We start from the raw sequence: 20,998 nt of genomic DNA on the forward strand, positions 1-20,998 counted from the left end.
ACATCTGGCTTATCCTTACCACCTCATTAAGTACAGCCTAATGTTCTTACTTCCACACTCACACTAGGGTTGTCGCCAAATCTTAATGGCAAAAAGCTAAAGCTACCCTTATAAGTTCTTCCGCTAAATTCTGATTTTATAGTAAAACGGGGATCAGCGAGACGACTTGGTTACCGTTTTTCATAAAAGTCTGGAAAACGGCAAGGTCTTCGTTGAGAAATTGAAAAGGTTTTTACCGAAAGGCAGCGTAGCAACTGAGTTAATTGGAACGGAAGGTGCGAGACTCCTTCGGGAACAGCACGTGTCCGAAGATCCACTTGGGAAAATCGATGCCCATCCCAAAAGTTAGCTGGGGCCATTAAGGACGATCGGCTAAATGCGTCACGTCCTTAAGGAACTTCGACTAAAACCGTCCATCCGTGTGACAACGCCGAAGCTAGTACATCATTACCACCCCAAAAAGTAAAGAACACTTTTCGGGGACCCAAATCGAGTCGAACGCCGACCCTACCCACATCAAAAAATCGTAAAAAATACGATTTTTCTGCGAGGATTATTCTCCTAGAAGTTTTCCATAGTCCTGTGGGCATGAGGAAAGCGAGCAGCCTAAAGTGGGGTCAACCAAAATTTATACTTTCGTACTTCTAAAAAAAAGAAGAAGGTCAATACATGCCCTTCTTCAAAAGGAGAATTAAAATGGAAAATGACGATACGGTGTTATTAAAGGATAGTCCCTTATACAAAGACGCATCTTCAAAAAACACTATATATCCTTCCCTAAAGGCTCAAAACCATCAGCAGACACTCACGATAAAAAGAATGATTATTGAAGGCTTGCCCATCTTTATTTTTTTACTAGGACTCTGTATCCTTGTCGGATATTTTTTAATCCTTTAAACCCTTTATGGTTTTCTCAATGCTCTTCACCTTCGCCTTTTTTTCTTTAGTAGATAACGAATCATCAGCTTTAGTGTATTTTAAATAAGCCTCTTCCACCTTTAGTTGTATGGCCTTATCCTTTAACCCTTTGGCCATAGCATAAGCTTCTGTATAATGATCAAGCTTCAAATCACTTTCTATCGCCAATTCACTCGCTCGTTTGCTCCCCGCTTCTTTATAGAGTGCAAGCACTTGCTCATAATCTTGATTGAGCCAGGCTTGTTCTAGCTGTACACTAGGTTCTTCAGACGGCATGTCCTTAATCGCTTCTTTAGCCTCATCCGTCTGCATTGCCACGAGTTTTCCTACTATCGTCACTTGCTCGCTTGGATCTAACTTAGCCGCTTTGAGTAAAGACTCTGGATCCCCCAGCGCCATGTATTGTTCAACTAAAGTCTTTTGATCTTGTTCATTTAATGTTTTTAGCGATTCAAAAGCCGCCACCGCCTCTGATGACTCGTTTTCCCTTGCCAGGCGATAGCCCTCCAACAAAGCTTCCGCTTGAGACAACTTTGCCTCGGTCTCCTGAACGGCATCTCCCTTTTTATCCATTTGCTTAAGTGCCACGGTTGCCGTACTCTGTGCTGGTAGGACTTGAAGAAAATACATGAGCCCAATTCCCACCAATAGACCCACTAACAGCCCACCTAAAGCAAAGACGGTCGCCGGACGCTGGCTTGGCCTTTTATTCCTTCGACTGATGAGACGCTTATGCTCTTTTTCCCTTTCCTTCGTACATAGAATGGATAACTCATCGATTGTTCTGGCTAAGGCGATCTCATGAACAAAAGCAGATTCATTCCCATTGAGCTGCAGCTGTGACGCTCGCAGCTCTTGAAACTCATGGTCTGAAAAAATAGAAATAAATAAACACTTCATGAGAAATAGCAGCTCATCTTCATTCGATGCATCCGCTGGCAATAATGTTCGCCAGCCTCTATAGAAATATTTAGCCTTGCCTGCCTTGTTAAAAAAGATATTATCGGGATCTATAAGCGTCGTGTAATTGGTGTTGACTATTTTATAGATCTCGAGGAGACTTTCCGCGACGGCTAACCGTTCTAATACATGATGACTCGATATTTGGGATAAGGGAATATAGCCCTTTTCTGGGGTGTAATAAAGGGAAAGACCTTTCTCATCCATATGTATATCCGAACAATGAAAGAAAAGCGCGTCTCTTTCTTTTAAAGGATTGAGTTCATCCAACTGTTCAACAGTTACTTGATGCCTTGGAAGATGATAGACCCAATGTGCTTCCTCATAACTAACAGTCCCTGTACCGAGCTTAAACTGTCTTTCCATGGTTCATTCCACCTCTGATTCTTCTCCACTCTTATCAGATATCTTAAGTTCTATTCATTAAAATATAGACGAGAACACCCATCAGCCATAAGAGTGATAGACTATATTCAACGAATAAGCGTTTGTTCAAAAGTTTCGGCTTTTCTTCCTCAATCGCCTTAAGCCGCTCTTGCACCTCTTTTGCCGTTTGACAACGCCTGCTAGGTTCTAATTGAATTAAATCATGAACAAGACTAACCAGGCTTTTGGGTAGATGGCGATGCAGTGTGTTCAATGGCTTTTGCGTCGTATAAACATATTTCCCATTACTCAGTAAGAAGTACATCATCGCCCCTAATGAAAAGAGATCGGTTCTATGATCCGTTTGCTGCTTTTCAAATTGTTCAGGAGCCGCGAAACCAACAGTACCAAGCTGTAGGGTGTCCGCCAATTTACGCTCATCAAATTTTCTAGAGGTCCCAAAATCAATGAGCTTCACTTCACCGGTATTTGTGACCATGACATTTCCCGGTTTAAGATCCTTATAAATTACTTTCTTCCGATGGAGATAATCGAGCACTCCACTGATCTGTAAGCAATAGTGGACAATATCCTTATAATCCAGCCCTTCTTGGCTTTCCTCATGGAGTTGTAAAAGGGTTTTTCCCTCGATGTATTCTTGAACAAGGTAGAAATAGCGGTGATCTTCTGATGAAAAATAGTCGACGATTAATGGAAGGTGGGGGTGATTTAATTCGCTCAGTATCTGGGCCTCTCCTTTTAGCTGGTTATAACCCTTTGCTGCTACAGAGGACGCCTTAATCGCCCAGCGTTTGCCATCAGACTCGCTATCCTCAACCAAGTAAACCGTAGACATCCCCCCTGACCCAATGATTTTTATAATGTTGTATCGACCATTAAGAGGCTCTTTTGCCTGCCGTTGTCCTTCAACACGCCCCATGCTTTCCCCTCAGCTTTCTGTTTCTCCTATCCTGTCTATAATCTCCTAAACCCTTTAGCATGAGTAAAGGGTGCTTGCTGACGAACATACATATGTCGGAGTAGAATCACAGTGATATTATCCTGACTGCCTCTATCACATGCCAATTGAACGAAGTGTTGGCTAATCGCCTGTAAGTCCCCATGTTCCTCCTCAATCTCTTGTAAAATTTGAGCAATTGCCTTGTCTGAATAGGTAGAATAGAATCCATCACTACATAAGAGAAAAATATCATGAGGTTGATAGTTTCCTATTTTTATAAAAGGATGAACAAGCGTCTCAATACCTAAGCTTTGTAACAGAACATTTCTTTTCTCATGGGTTCGCGCTTCTTCCTTTGTCAGTCGTCCCGCTTTGACCTGAGTATTAACCCAGGAATGATCCTCCGTTAACTGATCAAAGTGTGCCTCTCTTTCCAAAACCTCTGTTTCCTGACCCATACCTTTATAACCCTGAAGCTCCGCCTGTTTCCGGAAAAAATTTTGAAAACCAATGGAACTCCCTTTATGCTGATAAATGCGGCTGTCACCCACATGGCTTAAAATAAATTCACCTTTATATAACAATATAACGGAAAGCGTCGTCCCTAGTTTTATGCCTTCCTCCTCCCCGATTGTTATTAAGGCGTCATTAATGTCTAAAAAGAGTTGGTTCAACGCTTTCACAAGCTTATCCTTTGGGAAGCGTCGTTTTAAAAGTCTTTTTATCTTGAGCTCCCACCAGTCATTGACCTTTTCAATAGCTAAATGACTGGCCACGTCACCGATTTGATAGCCACCCATTCCATCCGCAACAACTGCCATCACTATTTCATGGCCCTGATGATCATGTTCAAGCCTCACAAGTGCTCGATCCTCGTTTCTTTTTTTCTTAGGCCCTGTTTCAGATGCCACACCAAATTGCCAAAGGGTTTCCTGTCCGTGCATGATCAAGTCCCCATCCTAAAAATGTACTCAACTTTGCCAATAAAGACCTTATCTTGATCCTTTAAAGCATATAACTTATAAGGGACCAATTGCTCTTCATTCAATTGTGTGCCATTCTTTGAACCTAAGTCCTTTACCCCATAAGTCCCATCCAAATGAACAAATTCAATATGAGCACGGGAAACCCCAATGCTATTTTCAACATATTGGACCGCTTCAGCATTTCGGCCAATGACAAAGTGATCCGTATCAAGCTTCACTTTCTCTTTCTGATTACCCTCTCTTATAACTTCTAAGAAGGGCCGTATAGTAGATGGTGTTTTCTGCTCACGACTCTCTGTGAGGACCTCTGAAGCATCCCCCAGCATCACCGTATCATCCTTTGATAAAGGGGAAGAGGTACTGTTATGTTCAGCAAAGGCAGGGCTCATCTGAAAATCGGTGATCGGTGGTTGAGAATAAGGCGAGTAAGCCACTCCTTCTGCAAATAACGGCTCCCTACCTGGTACGTTTCCGGCACTTATTCCCTTCGGTCGGGGAACATCTTCACGCCCCTCTTGCCGTTTTACTCCAGGCCTCCAGACCTTCCAATACATCAGCCAGAGAATGATGACAACACCACTTAAACCGCTACATATATACAGCATTGTCGGGACAGTAAAGGCATCATAAAGCTTCCAGAGAATGGCCAATGATAAAACGACCATTAAAATTGAGGACGTGCGTTCACGTGAGGTTAACGGAGGTAATGCCCCTTTCAGTGTCGCTTTCTCCTGTTTGTTAGACTGAGACGACGAAGCCTCTGCTTGCTGGGAGGCGGAAGAACTTCGTTGATGCTCGCCATTAAAAGCTGGGGCACTTTCCGAGTGACCATGAGTATAAAGCGCTGATGCCATTTCACTTCCCGCATACATCGCATGGGGCTGCGTTTGTGCCGCTTGTAATTTCATAATAAGCGCTTTTAGACCGGATAAGTTGAAATTGGGATCCTTGATATAGTGAAGCACATGTTTAAAGGCACCTCCCATTAAGCCTTGAACCTCACCGGCAATATTAAGAAGTAAGGCCTTTACATCTTCTAAGCTTTCATTCTTGCCTTCAATGTCGTTAAAAGGTAAATAAGTTAAATAGAGATCCTGGACGTTTTTACCGATAAAAATAAAGTCTTCTTTTAAAACGTACTGTTGGTCACTTAGCATATAGAGCCGGCTATCCTCAAGCGTCGAAATGATCGTGAGGAATAGTGTATAGTACTCATTCATAGATAGTGACTTTTCTTTTAAGTAAGGCGTCAGCATTCTCTTCGCGGTGAGATTGTAATAGACACGCACTCGAAAATCGATTTCTTCGACTTCTAAAGGTAAAAGATGTGGGATGGTATTTGACTCAATCATTTTTCTTTGTAAGCTATTAATATCCTCAACCTTTAAAGGCTTTCCCTGCCTTTCCGTAAAAACAATAGAGTGCCCGTTATTTTGGATAAAATCATATTGAAAGCCATAGAGCTCTGTTTTCACCTTCTTTACCCCCTTTAGATCAAATAAAATAATAATAAGTGGTGACAATAGCAGGTAGCACTGCATACATAAACGGAAATCGTAAGCTTTCTTTTCTTTTATACTCTTCTAATGCTTTAAAACTACGGGAGGTGACACTATTTAAAACCTCAAGGAGGCCGTTCATCATTCTAATCATAAATTGACGCGTACATAATAGAATAATCAGTCCAATAATCCCGGCATAAATAATGGAATACATCATCGAATACAAAGCAAGCTGTATGCCTGTAAAAGCCCCTATTGCAGCAAATAACTTCACATCACCTGCACCTACGGCTCGGAAGAAGTAAAGGATCAACATCACGCCACCGCCAACCAAGAGCCCTAAGCTTGAAGCGAGGAAACCCTCCAAGTGATCAAAGATAAGGTGAATGACCAAGGCTATCGCCATGCCTCCAAAGGTTAAGAGATTCGGCAGTTTTTTATATTTCACATCCCAAATAAACGCAATAATAATAAAAAGAAATAATAGATAGTCACTGACGTCCAATGTCAATTGTTTTCCACCTTTCTATGACCCCACCCAAAGCTTCTCATAAGCGCGACTTTTTAAAATGATACTCTTATTTACAAAAGGGACAAACATATCCATAGTGTACTGTGCCACAATATCAATATGAGCGTCGCTTCCTGCTGTAAGGCTTGTAAGACCATCGGCTTTAATGACCTTAACATCGTGAGAATCAAAAAAGTCGCCTATGGTGTCTTTAAATTGCTTTTGGACAATAGGATTGAGTGCTGATGCTGATAGACCATTAAGTGAATCTCCAATATTAATGCCTAAATTTTGCAATCCCTTATCAAGCAATGCCTTCGCCTTATCTAAATCCACCGTTCCCATTGATTTTTCTTGAATGAAATCATCAATTTTCCCTTCAGCTGCACTGGCAGCTAACCCTGCCGGATAGGCATGGGTAGCAATGACTTCAGCCGTTTCAGAGACAGAGCGATCAAGGGCCATCTGTGCAACCGAAATGCGAATTAACATGATTAAGAAGATAACAAATAGGAAAAAGATAGGCACAATCAAAGCGGCTTCAAGGGTCATGCTTCCCCTTTTATCTTTTAAAAACCTTAACAACTTGTGCACCTCATTTCACAAGTTCAATCCGTTCATTATTCCATTTCCTCTTTTGTGACCTTCCAGGAGGCCTTCCCTTCTAATTCCTCATAATCGTTAAAAAATCCAAGTGTATAAAAGGTATTAGTATAGGTATCAAAAGCAAGGACGCCTTCTGTCGATTCCCCTGGTTCAAGATTTGTCCCATCATTCATCAAGTCATCTTTTTGACCCAGTCCATAAGCAATATTGGGTACGCCATTATCATTATCTTGATCTTCATTTGGCTGTAGGTCCCCTGCAAATAGGACAGGATCAAATATATCTGCAACTGTAAACTTGGTTTTACCTACATTCGTAATTTTGATTTGCATCTTAACAAAAATATCATTAAAAGGTTTTTCATCACCCAATTGTTCGAGGAGCTTTGCCGATTCTAAAGTCACTTTATAGGTACCAATAATATGTTTATAAACAGCTGAGTCACCAATCGACAGGCCCATTTTATTATTAGCTTCAGGATCTTCTTTTGAATCCGTTTCTGCTTTCTCAGGATTATCCTCTTGTGTATTTGCCTCATCAGTATTACCACTGTTTACTTTATTGGCAGAGTCAACGGCCGTATTCTCATTTTTATTTACCGACTTATCCTCATTATGACTACAAGCTATTAATGTCCCTGCGGATAAAATTAAGGCCAATAGTAGTTTTAACTTCAAAGCTTCCATCCTCTCCTACAACATCCTATTTCAATTCATCCTTTGTAAACGCCCATATTGTCTTACTGACTTGCGAATTCGCGTGTCCAAAAACAAATTGATAGTTATCGGTATTCCAAGTATCAAAGACCATGTCACCTTCAGCAGTTTTCCCTGGTTGAAGTTGCCCTTTATTACTCAGTGGATCTTGAACACCTTGTATTTGGTTAGCATAATCTGGTGCACTTCCACCGTTTTTCCCAAGGTCTAATAGATCGACAAAACCGGTTAAATCCTCAAGATCCATAGCCTCCTTACCAACATTCTCAACCTTTACTTTGGCGACGAGAAACACATCATTATTGGGATTTTCACTCCCTATTTTTTCTTTTTGCTCGACTGATTCGAGTGTGACTTTGAAAGTCCCTTGATACTCGATTTTCACTGTCCCCGTATCACCGATTTGAAGCTTACTCTGTTGCCCATCATCCTTGTTATCCGCCTCTGACTGCCCTTCATTATTATCATTGTTTTGTCCTGTTGCTGATGGATCATTTTTCCCACTACTCTGATCAGAATTTCCTTGATCAGAACACGCCATTAGCACGCTTAGACATAGGAGAATGCCTAGTGTCACTTTCAATATGTTTAGTTTCATCGTCTTCACTCCAATTTGTTTAATAGGAATAAGCAACCTTAGAAGTAATATAATAGCGTCCCCCTCTTACATCGCCACTAATAGCCCCTACATCGCTAATAAGTTTCATCGCGGTAGGTAAGAACCATAGATCAACAGAAGCCTTCGCCTCTCCTCCGATATAAGTCGGTGCTTTTGAAATATCTGTGCCCGTCTCTTCCTCCACGACTGCCAATGATCTTCTTAAGCGATTGTCTTCACCTGGATGCATAAAGAGGAACAGTCTTAAATAATCCTTATAATCAAACTCAACCCCCCTCAGCCTCCGATAAACCGGAACACTCTGGGGTTTATTCCCAACGAGCTTCGTCATATCATCAACTGTATAAATAAACGCCTCTCCAGCGGCAACAATAAAAGTCACTAATGGGAAGGGGAATTTCGTTTGAGTAAGGGCATAAACAAAGTTCAAAGCGTATCTCAGAGCAAATAATTCAGTGTAGGCTGCAGCATAATTTGCCCCTGGCTTATTGATGCCATATAAGATATACTCCACCTGTTTATTTTCAAATAAATAACTCTCAGCATCTGATGGCGAGAACGGTTTTGAACTTACAAAGTGTGTTAAAATATACTCATTAATATAAGCACGATCTCTGCCTGCCTTTAAGACATCTCCTAAAACCCCGAATAATTTATCCACCATAGATAAAATATCATTTGCCGAATCTTCAGGGTCATCGAGATCAATTTGTGGATGAATCTCATCATCAGCGGCGTCATATTTTTTCAATAACCCTTGCAGTGCATCATAGATGTATCGATCATTCGCCAAATCAGCGCCTTTGACAAGCTTATCGAGAGTCTCTTTGCCCTCATCCATCTTGTCCTTAGCCTCATCTTCTGCTTCCTCTTGCTGTTTTTCCTCGTCTCCACCCTTTGGTACCTTTCTGTTCGATTGCAGATAGCTGATGGCCTCACCAATAGCCTGATCGGCGTTTTTAAAGTATCTTTTCATCGCTTGGCTAAGAACACTTAATTGATCATCAGAATCATGCTGGACACTTATAAAGGCTAATAATAGTGTATAAGCACCAGCCAGGCTTTTCTGATCTTCTCGTGTGCCTATCGCATCCTTAGCGTTTTGAATCTTCGTTTTCAACTCCGTGAAGAAATCATCACCATAAACATAGTTATTTAGATCCTCTGTTAAACTATCAATTTGACTGGCATCACTTCCCGTTGAGCCTGTGGCATTATCGGGAATGGCCTCTGTTACGCCACCGTAATTATCCTCATTAGCGGAGTGGGTACTTTTTAATTTATCTTTTATTTTTTTATTGATTTTTTTCACTTGTTCTAGTGCTGTTAATGCATCGTCAAGCTCTTGATTGCTCTTATCATAGGCAACCTTTAATTTACCTAGCAGCACCGTTGATTTATCAACATATTCAGCATCCTTATCCTTATCATCCCCTGAATTAAAGGTCGGATATTTCTCAATAATATCTGCCAAATTTTTCACCTCTGGATAATCACTACCCGAGGGTTTATCGGAAAGTAGCCCATTCGCTTTGCCCAATTCCTTTTTGGCAGTTTTTAAATGCTCTTCCACTTCATCCATCTTTTTTGTTCGATCCTTGACATCTTGCTCTATCTCTGAGGCGGCATGGGCAAATTCCGATGCCGATTCAACCCCTTCTGAGACTTGGGTAAATTGGTCAACAATTTCCTTGATAAACTCAATGGGAGCGCGGTACTTCATTTCTTCCAAAATCTGATTTTTTTGGGTACTCTCATTTAATAATGTGTAATTTTTTTCCTCTATGACACTACTTTTTTCTGGCCTAGGGCTTGCGAAATGATAAAAGCGCCCTTCATTAACATTTAAATTCTCTTCAAATAGAGTTTGAAAGTCTTGTTGGGGATCACCATCCATAACAAACAAGCCGTACTTTCTTACCCCTGAGTCGAAAGAAGCCATTGTTGAACGGGCAGCCGCCCTTGCTGCCGTATCCACCTTTTTCTGCGCGACAAGCACGCGAGCAAAATCAATGAGAACGGCATTAAAAATAAAGAATAATAGCGTAATAATAATTAAATAAACAGAAACTGCACCCTGGTCGTTAACAAAAAACTTTTTTATCCCTTTCATTCCACCCCTCCGTACCCATGGGCCGCAAAATCAAAACTCACTTTTTCTTTCTAAATCGGTCAATTAAATTAAAGTTCTCTTGTAATTCCTTAAAGTAAGTTATTAATAAATCTGTGGTCCGAATGAATTCTGTAGGCTCTGTCACCGAAGCACTGGAATTTGCCCGAACAAAATCAATACCAAAGAGTTTTTTGGCCGAACCTGGAAAGTGGAGTGGTTCTTCTAACTTAACGGTAATGTCACGTGAGAATACACTATTATTATAAGAGATGGTACCGGTTGACCCCGGGGGTAAAAGTGCCTTGGAGGCTTTCCCAAGCTTCTTTCCAATCAATCCCCCTCCTGAGCTGCCAATGGTAACCTCAGAATGATGACCACTAAATATAGAAATGCCGAATTGCGATAAAAATTGATCATCCGCCATACGCCAATACAAACCATCCCCACGATCATCGGTTGTATACGTTCGAAAATCTCCATCTATATTTTTTTGACTATTATTCCAAACATAAGCGACACGATTGGCAATTAATCCTGCGCGTTGCTGGAGCACTGCCTTCTGATAGACCACAATACTTAAAAGCAATAAACAAATCGTAAGGATTAATAAAATAGGAAAAAGGAGGGAGGCCTCAATTGTGAAGCTTCCCGATTCTTTTTTTCGAAGTTGATTTAAGAACGCGACCATTCAACCATGCCCCCCTTTCCAAGTCTGTCAGTATCCCTTACTCCCCACCACCGCCAGTGCCAAACTGGTCAATATTTTTATCTCCTACATCAAATAGCTTCTGAATCCATGAAGTAATTTTGTCACGGAACATTAAGGCAATGACCACGATCACCGCAATAATAAGCATAATTTCAAGGGTTTGTAATCCCTCTTCATCTTCCCAAAAGTGTTTCATCCATAATGTCAATGCTTTCACATCTCTCACTCTCCTGTTTTTATAAATAAAGTGAAACTTCAATCAGTGGAGGTTTTTGGCTTTCCTCTACTGATTATGAGTTGAACCCATCGGGGGGTGTTAGCACCCGCTACTCCCACTTAAACCGCTTTGTATCACTTCATGTTTTGAAGTCGAAATCTTACAGACGGTTGCACCAGGATAAATAGCCCAATCAATTCTCTATTACAGCAATGATAAAGCGGGATAACCAACAATAATCATTACAGCGACAAAAATCAAAACGAGCGGAAACACAAGTTTAGATGAGGCTTCCTCGCCCTTGGTCTTTGAGATCGATTTTCGCTTTTCCCAAAGCTCGTGCGAAAGCTCTCTTAACGCTAAAACGAGGTCATGGCCACCCTTTCGATAATTCAATAAAATGGTCGTAGTAAAAATGGAGACCTCCTGGATCCCACAATTTTTACTCAACTCATTCATCACTGAATGAAAGGGTTCATTACTCGTGAGCTTATTGACAGCTTCCCTAAGATCTTTATAGAGTGGCCCGTCCTCAGCCTGCTTTGTTGCCACACATCGAATCAGTGCCTGCTGAACGGTTTCCCCAGCATTAATCAAAAGAACGATTTTATTAACAACCTCTGGCAACTCGGTCACAATCGCGTTCCGGCGCTCATTTTCCATATTAATAATGCGCTTAAACATGACCACCGGCACCATCACCGTAATAATACAGCCGGCGATAAAAATGGTGGTATCCCCTTGTGACAGCAAAGCAAACACGGAGCTCCCCAATAAACAAATGAGAACAGTTGAAATGAGCTGGGCTAAAAACATCTTCGTGTATTGCAGCGCATCCCGACTACCATACAAACTGATCATCGTTCGTTGAACAAACGAGATACGGCTATATAAACGATCGATAATATTCAAACGATCGATAATATAAAGAGAAACCGGCGCCATAAAAACAAGGGAAGAACCGCTCTTATATCTTTCTACAAACATGGCATACGTTTTTTTAGCCTTCATTGATAAAATGAAGTACATAACGATAAGCAGGATTGAAAATATCCCATAAAAAACCATTAGCATCTACACCTTAATTTTCATGATCTTTTGTCCTAACCAGTAGGATAAACCTAAAATAAAGAGACACACGGTCATCACAAAAGGCCCTAAAGATCCCCAGTCATACAATGGATCCATATACCCTCCCGAACTATATTTCAAAAGCAAGATCACAAATATAGGAATAATACTTAATACTTTAGATTCGAATCGCTTTTGGGCAATCATCACTGAGACTTCCTGTTGAATATCTAACTTTTCTGTAATGATATCTGTCGTTCGACGAATAACCATGACAAGATCTCCGCCTGTTCTTTTACACGTAATAAAAACATCAGAAAAATTCTGAATATCTTCAATATCAGACCGCCGAGCAAAATCTTCTAACGCGCGTTCAATCGGCTCTCCATTCTCGACACGGCTATTAATAATCTGAAACTCACGAATAATATAAGTGTTTGGGTCCGGATAGAGGAGACTGAGATCAGCTAGAACCTCTCGGAAACTATTCTCTGTTGAACGTCCCGCAGCCAGTGAGGAAGACAATGAAGAAATGGCCTCCTTAAATTGCATTCGAAGCTGTTCCTTTCGTTTCTCCAAAAGGGCCTTCTTCCGCATTTTCGGATAAAATAAACCGAGTAGGGCAAAGCCGCAGGCCACAATAATCGTAGAATAAAAGAGATAACCAACAAAGAATAAGAAAATACCTGCTAAGGTTGCATAAAGGCCATATTCAAGAGGCTTCATGTCGTACTCTGCATAGTAGGTTAAATGACTTCTTCCCTTAGGCTTCTGAAGCGTATGCGTATATTTTTTCATTCTTTCTGAAAGGGCCGAGGAGTGTACCTTCTCCTTTTCTACATTTATCTCTGGTTGTTCCTTAGGGATCCCTTCACGTTTTTTACGTCGGCTAATCGAAAAGAATAAAGCACTTATAAGTCCTACGAGGATAACCCCTAATATAATATTTGTTACCATTTTTTATCACCGCTTTTAAAAATATGGTTATGAGGGGACTCCGAGACCAGCCATTTTCAATTTAAAGGTATTTTTCAAAGGATTTCCCGTTCTTTGAAGAGATCCTAAGACTTGACCATCCGGCCCTTCCCCTTCCTCAACGAACTCAAAAAGTGGATTTAATTCAATATCTCCATCTCTTACAGAAAGAACCTCACTAATAGCAATCACCTTTCTTGAATAGTCACGCATTCTCATGAGGTGGACCATAATATCTAAGGCCGAACTCATTTGCTTGCGAATCACTTCTACCGGTAGCTGAGCACCACTAAGCACCATCGTCTCAAGCCTGCTTAACATATCTTCAACGGAATTGGCATGACCTGTGGATAATGAACCATCATGGCCGGTATTCATCGCCTGTAACATATCCAATGTTTCAGCCCCACGAACCTCGCCAACAATAATACGATCCGGACGCATCCGCAATGAGGTTTTAATCAATTCCCTAATCGTCACCTCTCCACGGCCCTCCGTATTTGCATTTCTCGTCTCCATACTGACAAGGTTAGGCACACTTCTTAATTGCAGCTCAGCAGAGTCCTCAATGGTAATGATTCTTTCATGTTTAGGAATAAAGTTTGAAAGCACATTAAGAAAGGTTGTTTTCCCTGATCCTGTCCCGCCACCAATAAAAATGTTGTATTTGGCGATAACCAATTGTTTTAAAAAGTCCGCCGCTTCCTCTGAAATTGACTGGAACTGTATGAGATTCTCAACGGTTAGAGGTTTATCTGGAAATTTACGTATTGTCATCGTGGGTCCTTTGAGTGAAATTGGAGGGAGAACCACGTTGACCCGCGAACCATCTTGTAAGCGGGCATCCACTATTGGCGAGGACTCATTAACGACTCGATTGACCTTGGAAACAATGGCTTGAATAATATCCTCCAGCTTTTGTTGACTTTCAAAACGGACCGGCACTTGAACGGTTTCCCCATGCCGCTCTATAAAAATTTCTTCATGATGATTGACCATAATTTCCGTTATCGTAGGATCATCGATTAAAGGCTGAAGAACATCTAATCCCCGTAAGGCATGGTAGATTCTATCGACGAGTTCTTTTATCTCAGAAGATGTAACAGGCTGTTCCTTGGCGTACTCAAAAACAGTGCCCTCCACGTATTCTAAAAGCTCTTCATTCGTTGTTGAATGCATAAAATCCAATGTTTCTCGTAATCGCTCAATTAACTCATGAACCACTTGATCACTGACCATAAAATACGCCACCTTGCGCTGTTGTCTGTACACCTAAGTGATGAAGAAAGTCCTCTGAAAATAAGGGCGTTGATAATAACTGTGTCCCACTTCTTAACTGCTTCCATTCAGGAATGAACGGTGTATATTCTTTAATCGGGAGGGATGCTATCTTAAATTCCTCAGCAAGCGTTCCCGTAAACTGATTTAAAATAAATAATAATTTTTCCCCTAACTCCGCTTCCTTTTCAAAAAAAACTTTACCTTGTTTCATCAGCTCCTCGGTTTTAAAGAAGCTTTGTCTTTCGTTATTCAGCACCCAAAGAATAAAGTCGCTGACATTCAAGGCCGCTTGCATTCTTGGATCTAGGGAATCATCACCATCAATGATGATAAAGTCATAATGTTTCGTTTCTAATAATCCAGAGACAAGTGTATTCACATCCTCTTCAGTGAGATCTAACATTTCTTCAGGATTTATAGCTAGATCGAAATACTCGACTTTCATGTCCGCACTATATTTTTTTAAGGACTCAATTTTAGAAACAAGCTGATCTTTACTCGTTTTTACATGGTACAAAATTTGGGTTGAAGGCTGGTCATCTAATGAAGTGAGATACAGTGATGTGGAATTAATCAATTCTAAATTGAGGTAAAAAACTTTCTTATCTGCCAACGCTAACTGTCTTGCTAGGCTTATAGCTAGCGTGGTCTTTCCTACCCCACCTGACGCTGAATACATGGATAATACCTTCGTCCTACCCATTTCGTAATGAAAGCTTTGGATCTTTCCATTCTCATCATAGTAATGAGATAGAATATCAGAAATGAGCTTATTAAGAGGCTGGTATTTAAAAATCCTGATAAACGTTGAATCATAGCGAGCAATACGTTCATCCTCAAGCATGAGCACAAGCCCGACATGCTGAATCGGTAGCTCTTGAGTAAGTAACTCTGGAGCAATAAGCAGAATATCTATTTGTTCATGGTTTGATAAATAATGTGAGACATTTTCAGATGTTGAGAATAGCTTCACATCAAATTTCACGCCCTCATGGGATGAACGTAAATAGACAGCGACTGATTCCATATAGTCTGCATCTGTGTCAGCCATCATTAATTTGAGCTTCTTCATCCATTTCTCCCCCCTCACCACATCAAAGAACTATGTATTGGTTCCCAAACCACTTCCAAAGAGGCTCATATAACCAAAAGAAGGTATACATATTTTGATATAGTATGAATCCTTTGATTATTTATACCTGAAGTCATTTTCTTTATTTTCTAGACTAAAAAGAAAATATGAACAAACAAAGTTTAGAAAAGACTGTAGATAAGGTCAATATACTTATAAACAAACGCAACTTTTATACTATAAATTTTTAATTATTATATTTTTGGACTAAACCAAAAGACCTATATTAGTAGGTCTTTTTTACCAAACGCATCCGGTGCCTGAAGTGTTTTCAAAATGGGTCACATGCCTTTTCCTTGATACCTATTTTCTTGCAGATTCACAAAAGAATGCCGTCGCCAAACAAAAGGGGTGAGTTGATTAACAAATGGGCATTGCGCCCGCACAAGTGAAGTCGCTGACTAACAAAAGAAGTGCCACTCTCACAAGCTGGTGACCTTTTTAAAATTCTTTTAAATTGTCGTTATCCCTCAATATGTTAATAGAGTCAGAAAAAGCTGCAAAAAACACCCTCCACTATTAATGTGAAGGGTGTTGGTCTCACTCTATTAATGTTTCATATCCTTGTTACGAATTAGAAAGAGACAAGAAACGGCTCCAATGGCGAGAATAACAGCCGCAATTTTTATAATATCGCTTGTCCCTTCGACGAATGAAGAACGGGCTATCTCCTTAATCGTAGGGAACAGTGGATTATTCTGAAAAGCATTTCCGTCACCCGAACCTGTCAGTCCAGTACTCCCAGCAATCGGACCCGCCTGACCGATACCATTGATCATCGATTCTTTCACCTTTGAGGTCAATTGTGACGCTTGTAAAGCATTAATTTTATCCGTGATCAAGGTGGTATAATGATTGGCTAAAACAGCTCCAAAGAAAGCCGTACCAAAAGCGATACCGATTTGTCGTGCCACATTATTAACACCCGAAGCCATCCCTGCTCGTCGGGGCTCCACCGTTCCAATCGCTAGATTTGAGATCGGGGGATTAATCAATCCATTTCCAATGCCAGCAATGATAAAACCTGGAAGCAAAGCAATCCAATCTGCCGCTTGATCCGTTGGTGATACACCTGACATCAACCAGACCCCAATGGCCATAAGAATTAATGCAATGACAATCAACCATTTTGGATTGGCTTTTCCCATTAATGCCCCAGCAATCGGCCCCATTAAAAAGGAGAGCGCACTAAAGGTTATAAAACGCAGGCCGGTCTCTAAAGCATCAAATCCTAGGAAATTCTGAAAGTAAAGGGAAAGATAAAACAGTAAAGCGTACATCCCGGCACTTAAACAAAAAGCCGCCACTGCCGCTCCAGTAAAGCTTGGTGTTTTAAATAAACGTGGGTCGACCATAGGATTTTTCAACTTCAGTTCACCGATAATAAACACAATAATAGCCACGGCCCCCACTGCCCACAGTCCTAGTATTTCAGGAGACGACCAACTCAAATTTGCATCATTCACCTTGATCAAACCAAAAACAAGGCAGAACATAAAAATAGTAAACGTCAGAAGTCCAAAAACATCGACCTTCTTACCGGCTGATTCATCCTTTGACTGAGAAATTGCCCATAAAGATAGTAAGACACCTATCACACCGATAGGAACATTGAGATAAAAAATCGATTGCCAATTAATTTTATCAACAAGAATTCCACCGACTAGTGGACCAATGGCTGTAGCCAAACCACTGATGCCTCCCCATATACCAATGGCCATCCCTCTTTGTTTCCCTTGAAAAGTCGCAGAAATAATTGCTAAGGATAATGGCATCATGGCTGAAGCTCCTAATCCTTGAATCCCACGAGAAATATTGAGTGTCGCGATATGAGATAAACCCGCAATAGTGATATCGCTAGACAACGCGCATAGTAATGACCCAATGGTAAAAACGGAGAGACCTAATATAAATAATGTCTTCCGTCCAAAGATGTCTCCTAGTCGACTCACGGTCACTAGCGCTACCGCAAACACTAAAGTATAGGCACTAATCACCCATTCTAAACTTGAAAAATTAGTATGTAAATCTGCCTGAATGGCCGGCAATGCGACATTCACAATTGTGACATCCAATAATGCCATAAATAGTCCAAAGCAAACAGCTCCTAAAGCCCACCATTTGCGTTCAACTTTAGCTTGTCCCTGTTGATTCACTGTCATCTTCTTATCCATTCTCCTTAAGTTCTTCAATTTTTTTAAGTACCCACTCTTCACTCACTTGATTTTGGAGTAGGCGATGCTCAAGTACACTTAAAATATTCGGGACTTCATTCTTAGGGATATTATCTTCACCCTCAACATGTGCTTTTAATTCTTCAATGTGACGCCGGAGATAGCGAAGATAATCCTTATAATGATGATAAATGACTAAGGCTACATCACGAGTCACATGGTCAATATTGCTCACCTTTATATAAAAATGCACTTCATAATCCGATTTATATTCAATCGGTTCTTCCATTAAGCGATAAAATCGTTCTTTACCCAGTGGAGTAATTTGATAGGTTTTTTTCTTTCTTCCCTTTCCTTCAGTAGTTACCTCTACTTCCTCTATAAGATGATCCTCTTCCAGTTCATGAATCAGCGGGTAAAGGACCCCCCAACTTATCTTTCTTATCGGCCCAACGACACGATTAATTATCATTTGCAATAAATAGCCATGGTAAGGGCGATCCATTAACTCCCCGAGAATATAGAGTTCATACATTTTTCCCACTTCCTCATAATATATCTTAAAGATATATCAATAAAATATATCTTTAAGATATATTTGTCAACTTTATACCTCCCTATAAGTAATCAACCAGAATAACAACAAATAACCACAATTCCCTATAGATTTACTAAGTTTTTTACCTTAAACTATCAATATATTGACATCAATACCCCATTGATACTTGTCCGTGGTATACTCACTTTATATAGTTATTTTCTGAAAATTTAATGCTGTATTTTTGAATAGAGATGAACATGATGTATTGATCATCAATTAACATGGAATGTGAGGTGAAGAGGATGAGTGGTATTGTTGGATACATTGGCAAGCAACCGGCTCAGCCCATTTTATTAGACTGCTTAAAACAGCTCGATTATCGTGGATATGATTCAGCAGGACTCGCCATTTCTAATCATCAGCGTATTGAGGTTCGAAAAGAGATGGGACGCATAGAGGATTTAGAAGCCTCACTGATCCTTGAACCGATAGCAAAAGGAACACTCGGCATTGGTCATACCCGCTGGGCTTCTCACGGAACTCCTTCCGCACTTAATTCTCATCCATTGAGCGACGACAAAAATCAATTCTTTGTTGTCCATAACGGAATTATTGAAAATGATCATCAGCTGAAAAGGATGTTAACTTCTGAAGGTCATGTTTTTGTTACGGAAACAGATACGGAGGTCATCCCCCATTTACTCTCCCATTACAATACAGGGAACTTTGAGGAAACAGTTCAAAAAGTGATTCCTTTATTAAAGGGGGCTTTTGCGCTTGCCATCATGTCTCACTCAGAGCCTAATACCATCATCGCTATTTCTCAAGAGAACCCACTGATTCTTGGATTTGGTAAACATGAAGCCTTTTTATCTTCAGACATTCCAGCCTTGCTTACATACACAAGGGAAATCCATCCGATCAAAAACGGTGAAATGGCGATCCTAACGCCGGATGGAACAAAAGTAAAGACACTCCTTGGTGAGCTTCTTGAACCTAAGAAGGTCTTTATAGAAATGTCTAAAGAAGCGATACACCTTCAAGATCATGAACATTACATGTTAAAGGAAATTATGGAACAGCCCAAAGCGATTAAGCGCACATTAGACGGACGATTAACCTCAGAAGGCGTTATCCTTCCCGAACTTGATGCTTTCTTCGCTGAGCTTGATGTTCATCGGATTCGTAAGATCGATATTGTTGGCAGCGGGACTTCTTATCATTCAGGGATCATCGGAAAAAAGCTTCTAGATACAATGCTTGACATTCCTGTTGAGGTCTCGATATCCTCTGAATTTAGCTGTGAGCATGGTAGCCTCGGTCCAGGTAATCTTGTTATTGTTTTAAGTCAATCGGGAGAGACTGCAGATACTTTGTCTGCATTAAAAGAGGCGAAACGCTGTGGTTGTCCAACGATTGCTATTACTAATAATAAGAGGAGAAACATCGCAAGAAAGGCAGATTATACGCTGTTTACAAGCGCTGGTCCCGAACTCGCGGTAGCAGCCACTAAGGCGTACACCTCACAAATTAGTGCATTAATGTTACTCGCTATTGCGCTTACAGAAAAAACAAACGGCCCAGGTATGGCACTCATACCTGATCTCTTAAATGCCTTACACCAACTGCCAGAGGATATTGAGAAATCCTTAATTATGACTCAAGACGCCATCGATCAATTTGCTCAAGTGACCAATGATCAGGACCATCTCTTCTTAATTGGAAGAGGTTTAGACTATGTTCTCGCACTCGAGGGGGCACTGAAGTTACAAGAAGTGGCTTATTTACACGCCGATGCCTATGCAGCAGGGGAAATGAAGCATGGTACCATGGCCTTAATTACACCTGGAGTACCGGTCATCGCCCTAGCCACACAGGAGAAACTTCGTGAGAAAACAATCAGTAATATTAGGGAACTCAAAGCCCGGGATGCCTTTGTTGTTGGTATCACCACCACAGGGGACAGTGATGTCAGTGACGTTGTTGATGAAGTGCTCTACATCCCAGAGGCACACCCGTTTCTCATGCCGATCTTAGCAGCTATCCCTTTACAATTACTCGCTTATTATGCCGGAACAGTGCGAGGTTACGATGTCGATAGACCCCGTAACCTCGCCAAAAGTTTAACTGTAGAGTAGTTCACATATTTTCTCTTTCCATTTCGGTAACTTGGAAGACAAAAAAATGGGCTCCAATATAATTTATAATCGCTCCGATTGAGGTGGCAACAAGTTTACTTAAAAATAAGGGCCAACCCGTGACTTGGAAGAAAAAGAATAAGAGACCTGAAGCAAAAACCAAAGTGATTAAGTTTACTCCTGTAAATTTTATGAATTCACTTTGGCTTTTTTTCACTTGAATGGCCCACATTCGATTCAAGGCATAGCTATTCACCAGCCCACAACAATAAGACAGACTCTGTGCCGCTAAATATGGAAAACCACAATAAGACAAGAAAGTAAATACAAAAAAATCAATGCCTAGATTTAGGAAACCAACGATCCCTATCTTTATGAGAGTCAAATATTTTTTAAACATGGATCACACTTCCTTTATCTCGCATCATAAGAAGAAGACTCCCTACCCAATGATGCCCGATTCTGATCAACTACTCTTCAGCAGAATGCTCTCTGCTGATTG

At 40.7% G+C, this 20,998-nt stretch carries 19 protein-coding genes; 1 reads left to right on the plus strand and 18 read right to left on the minus strand.

The genetic code is table 11. The features are described from left to right. Positions 1–885: 885 nt before the first annotated feature. From IEV91_RS04735 to IEV91_RS04815, 17 genes are all read right to left on the minus strand, one after another. Positions 886–2,244, minus strand: a complete 1,359-nt coding sequence (locus IEV91_RS04735; protein ID WP_188496266.1) for a type VII secretion protein EssB/YukC — start codon at positions 2,242–2,244, stop codon at positions 886–888. 43 nt (positions 2,245–2,287) lie between these two features. Next, positions 2,288–3,184 (minus strand): serine/threonine protein kinase, encoded by an 897-nt coding sequence (locus tag IEV91_RS04740; protein ID WP_188496267.1) that lies wholly within the window; start codon positions 3,182–3,184, stop codon positions 2,288–2,290. Positions 3,185–3,219: 35 nt separating this feature from the next. Next, on the minus strand, positions 3,220–4,149 hold the full coding sequence (locus IEV91_RS04745) for a PP2C family protein-serine/threonine phosphatase (RefSeq protein WP_188496268.1): 930 nt from the start codon (positions 4,147–4,149) through the stop codon (positions 3,220–3,222). A 2-nt stretch (positions 4,150–4,151) separates the two neighbouring features. Next, positions 4,152–5,666, minus strand: a complete 1,515-nt coding sequence (locus tag IEV91_RS04750) for a DUF6382 domain-containing protein (protein ID WP_188496269.1) — start codon at positions 5,664–5,666, stop codon at positions 4,152–4,154. Positions 5,667–5,685: 19 nt separating this feature from the next. Continuing rightward, positions 5,686–6,204 (minus strand): A24 family peptidase, encoded by a 519-nt coding sequence (locus IEV91_RS04755; protein WP_188496270.1) that lies wholly within the window; start codon positions 6,202–6,204, stop codon positions 5,686–5,688. Between the two features lie 15 nt (positions 6,205–6,219). Then, positions 6,220–6,789, minus strand: a complete 570-nt coding sequence (locus IEV91_RS04760; protein ID WP_188496271.1) for a TadE/TadG family type IV pilus assembly protein — start codon at positions 6,787–6,789, stop codon at positions 6,220–6,222. Positions 6,790–6,824: 35 nt separating this feature from the next. After that, entirely contained in the window at positions 6,825–7,487 is a 663-nt protein-coding gene (locus tag IEV91_RS04765; RefSeq protein ID WP_188496272.1) for a hypothetical protein, read from the minus strand. Between the two features lie 25 nt (positions 7,488–7,512). Beyond that, on the minus strand, positions 7,513–8,124 hold the full coding sequence (locus IEV91_RS04770; protein WP_188496273.1) for a DUF4352 domain-containing protein: 612 nt from the start codon (positions 8,122–8,124) through the stop codon (positions 7,513–7,515). Positions 8,125–8,143: 19 nt separating this feature from the next. After that, complete coding sequence (locus IEV91_RS04775) at positions 8,144–10,258, minus strand: DUF5702 domain-containing protein (RefSeq protein ID WP_188496274.1); 2,115 nt, start codon at positions 10,256–10,258, stop codon at positions 8,144–8,146. 37 nt (positions 10,259–10,295) lie between these two features. Next, the gene (locus IEV91_RS04780) at positions 10,296–10,946 is read right to left on the minus strand and encodes a hypothetical protein (RefSeq protein ID WP_188496275.1); all 651 of its coding nucleotides are present in this window, start codon (positions 10,944–10,946) and stop codon (positions 10,296–10,298) included. A 37-nt stretch (positions 10,947–10,983) separates the two neighbouring features. Further along, positions 10,984–11,184, minus strand: a complete 201-nt coding sequence (locus IEV91_RS04785) for a Flp1 family type IVb pilin (RefSeq protein WP_308420013.1) — start codon at positions 11,182–11,184, stop codon at positions 10,984–10,986. Positions 11,185–11,388: 204 nt separating this feature from the next. Continuing rightward, positions 11,389–12,252: a type II secretion system F family protein gene (locus tag IEV91_RS04790; RefSeq protein WP_188496276.1), complete on the minus strand. Its 864-nt coding sequence runs from the start codon at positions 12,250–12,252 to the stop codon at positions 11,389–11,391. Positions 12,253–12,258: 6 nt separating this feature from the next. Beyond that, entirely contained in the window at positions 12,259–13,212 is a 954-nt protein-coding gene (locus tag IEV91_RS04795) for a type II secretion system F family protein (protein WP_188496277.1), read from the minus strand. 27 nt (positions 13,213–13,239) lie between these two features. Further along, entirely contained in the window at positions 13,240–14,469 is a 1,230-nt protein-coding gene (locus IEV91_RS04800) for a TadA family conjugal transfer-associated ATPase (RefSeq protein ID WP_188496278.1), read from the minus strand. Then, positions 14,459–15,583 (minus strand): AAA family ATPase, encoded by a 1,125-nt coding sequence (locus IEV91_RS04805; RefSeq protein ID WP_188496279.1) that lies wholly within the window; start codon positions 15,581–15,583, stop codon positions 14,459–14,461. The genes IEV91_RS04800 and IEV91_RS04805 overlap by 11 nt, the downstream gene beginning before the upstream one ends. A 608-nt stretch (positions 15,584–16,191) precedes the next feature. Further along, positions 16,192–17,817, minus strand: coding sequence for an MFS transporter (locus tag IEV91_RS04810; protein WP_188496280.1), 1,626 nt, complete (start codon positions 17,815–17,817; stop codon positions 16,192–16,194). Then, on the minus strand, positions 17,810–18,352 hold the full coding sequence (locus tag IEV91_RS04815) for a PadR family transcriptional regulator (protein ID WP_188496281.1): 543 nt from the start codon (positions 18,350–18,352) through the stop codon (positions 17,810–17,812). The genes IEV91_RS04810 and IEV91_RS04815 overlap by 8 nt, the downstream gene beginning before the upstream one ends. 308 nt (positions 18,353–18,660) lie before the next feature. Between IEV91_RS04815 and glmS the strand changes: the two genes are divergently transcribed. Beyond that, a complete protein-coding gene (gene glmS, locus IEV91_RS04820) occupies positions 18,661–20,496 on the plus strand; it encodes a glutamine--fructose-6-phosphate transaminase (isomerizing) (protein WP_188496282.1) in 1,836 nt (611 codons plus the stop codon). 1 nt (position 20,497) lies between these two features. On the opposite strand, the gene IEV91_RS04825 is transcribed toward glmS, so the two are convergent. Next, positions 20,498–20,896 (minus strand): GtrA family protein, encoded by a 399-nt coding sequence (locus tag IEV91_RS04825; protein ID WP_188496283.1) that lies wholly within the window; start codon positions 20,894–20,896, stop codon positions 20,498–20,500. Between the last annotated feature and the right edge of the window lie 102 nt (positions 20,897–20,998).

Origin of the sequence: Pullulanibacillus pueri (genome assembly GCF_014639255.1) — a bacterium.
GTDB lineage: Bacteria > Bacillota > Bacilli > Bacillales > Sporolactobacillaceae > Pullulanibacillus > Pullulanibacillus pueri.

Bases quoted from the DNA above. Each gene is read 5' to 3' on its own strand.
- IEV91_RS04735 (WP_188496266.1), bottom strand. From the start codon at position 2,244: ATGGAAAGACAGTTTAAGCTCGGTACAGGGACTGTTAGTTATGAGGAA.
- IEV91_RS04740 (WP_188496267.1), bottom strand. From the start codon at position 3,184: ATGGGGCGTGTTGAAGGACAACGGCAGGCAAAAGAGCCTCTTAATGGT.
- IEV91_RS04745 (WP_188496268.1), bottom strand. From the start codon at position 4,149: ATGCACGGACAGGAAACCCTTTGGCAATTTGGTGTGGCATCTGAAACA.
- IEV91_RS04770 (WP_188496273.1), bottom strand. From the start codon at position 8,124: ATGAAACTAAACATATTGAAAGTGACACTAGGCATTCTCCTATGTCTA.
- IEV91_RS04775 (WP_188496274.1), bottom strand. From the start codon at position 10,258: ATGAAAGGGATAAAAAAGTTTTTTGTTAACGACCAGGGTGCAGTTTCT.
- IEV91_RS04780 (WP_188496275.1), bottom strand. From the start codon at position 10,946: ATGGTCGCGTTCTTAAATCAACTTCGAAAAAAAGAATCGGGAAGCTTC.
- IEV91_RS04790 (WP_188496276.1), bottom strand. From the start codon at position 12,252: ATGGTTTTTTATGGGATATTTTCAATCCTGCTTATCGTTATGTACTTC.
- IEV91_RS04795 (WP_188496277.1), bottom strand. From the start codon at position 13,212: ATGGTAACAAATATTATATTAGGGGTTATCCTCGTAGGACTTATAAGT.
- IEV91_RS04800 (WP_188496278.1), bottom strand. From the start codon at position 14,469: ATGGTCAGTGATCAAGTGGTTCATGAGTTAATTGAGCGATTACGAGAA.
- IEV91_RS04805 (WP_188496279.1), bottom strand. From the start codon at position 15,583: ATGAAGAAGCTCAAATTAATGATGGCTGACACAGATGCAGACTATATG.
- IEV91_RS04810 (WP_188496280.1), bottom strand. From the start codon at position 17,817: ATGGATAAGAAGATGACAGTGAATCAACAGGGACAAGCTAAAGTTGAA.
- IEV91_RS04815 (WP_188496281.1), bottom strand. From the start codon at position 18,352: ATGTATGAACTCTATATTCTCGGGGAGTTAATGGATCGCCCTTACCAT.
- glmS (WP_188496282.1), top strand. From the start codon at position 18,661: ATGAGTGGTATTGTTGGATACATTGGCAAGCAACCGGCTCAGCCCATT.
- IEV91_RS04825 (WP_188496283.1), bottom strand. From the start codon at position 20,896: ATGTTTAAAAAATATTTGACTCTCATAAAGATAGGGATCGTTGGTTTC.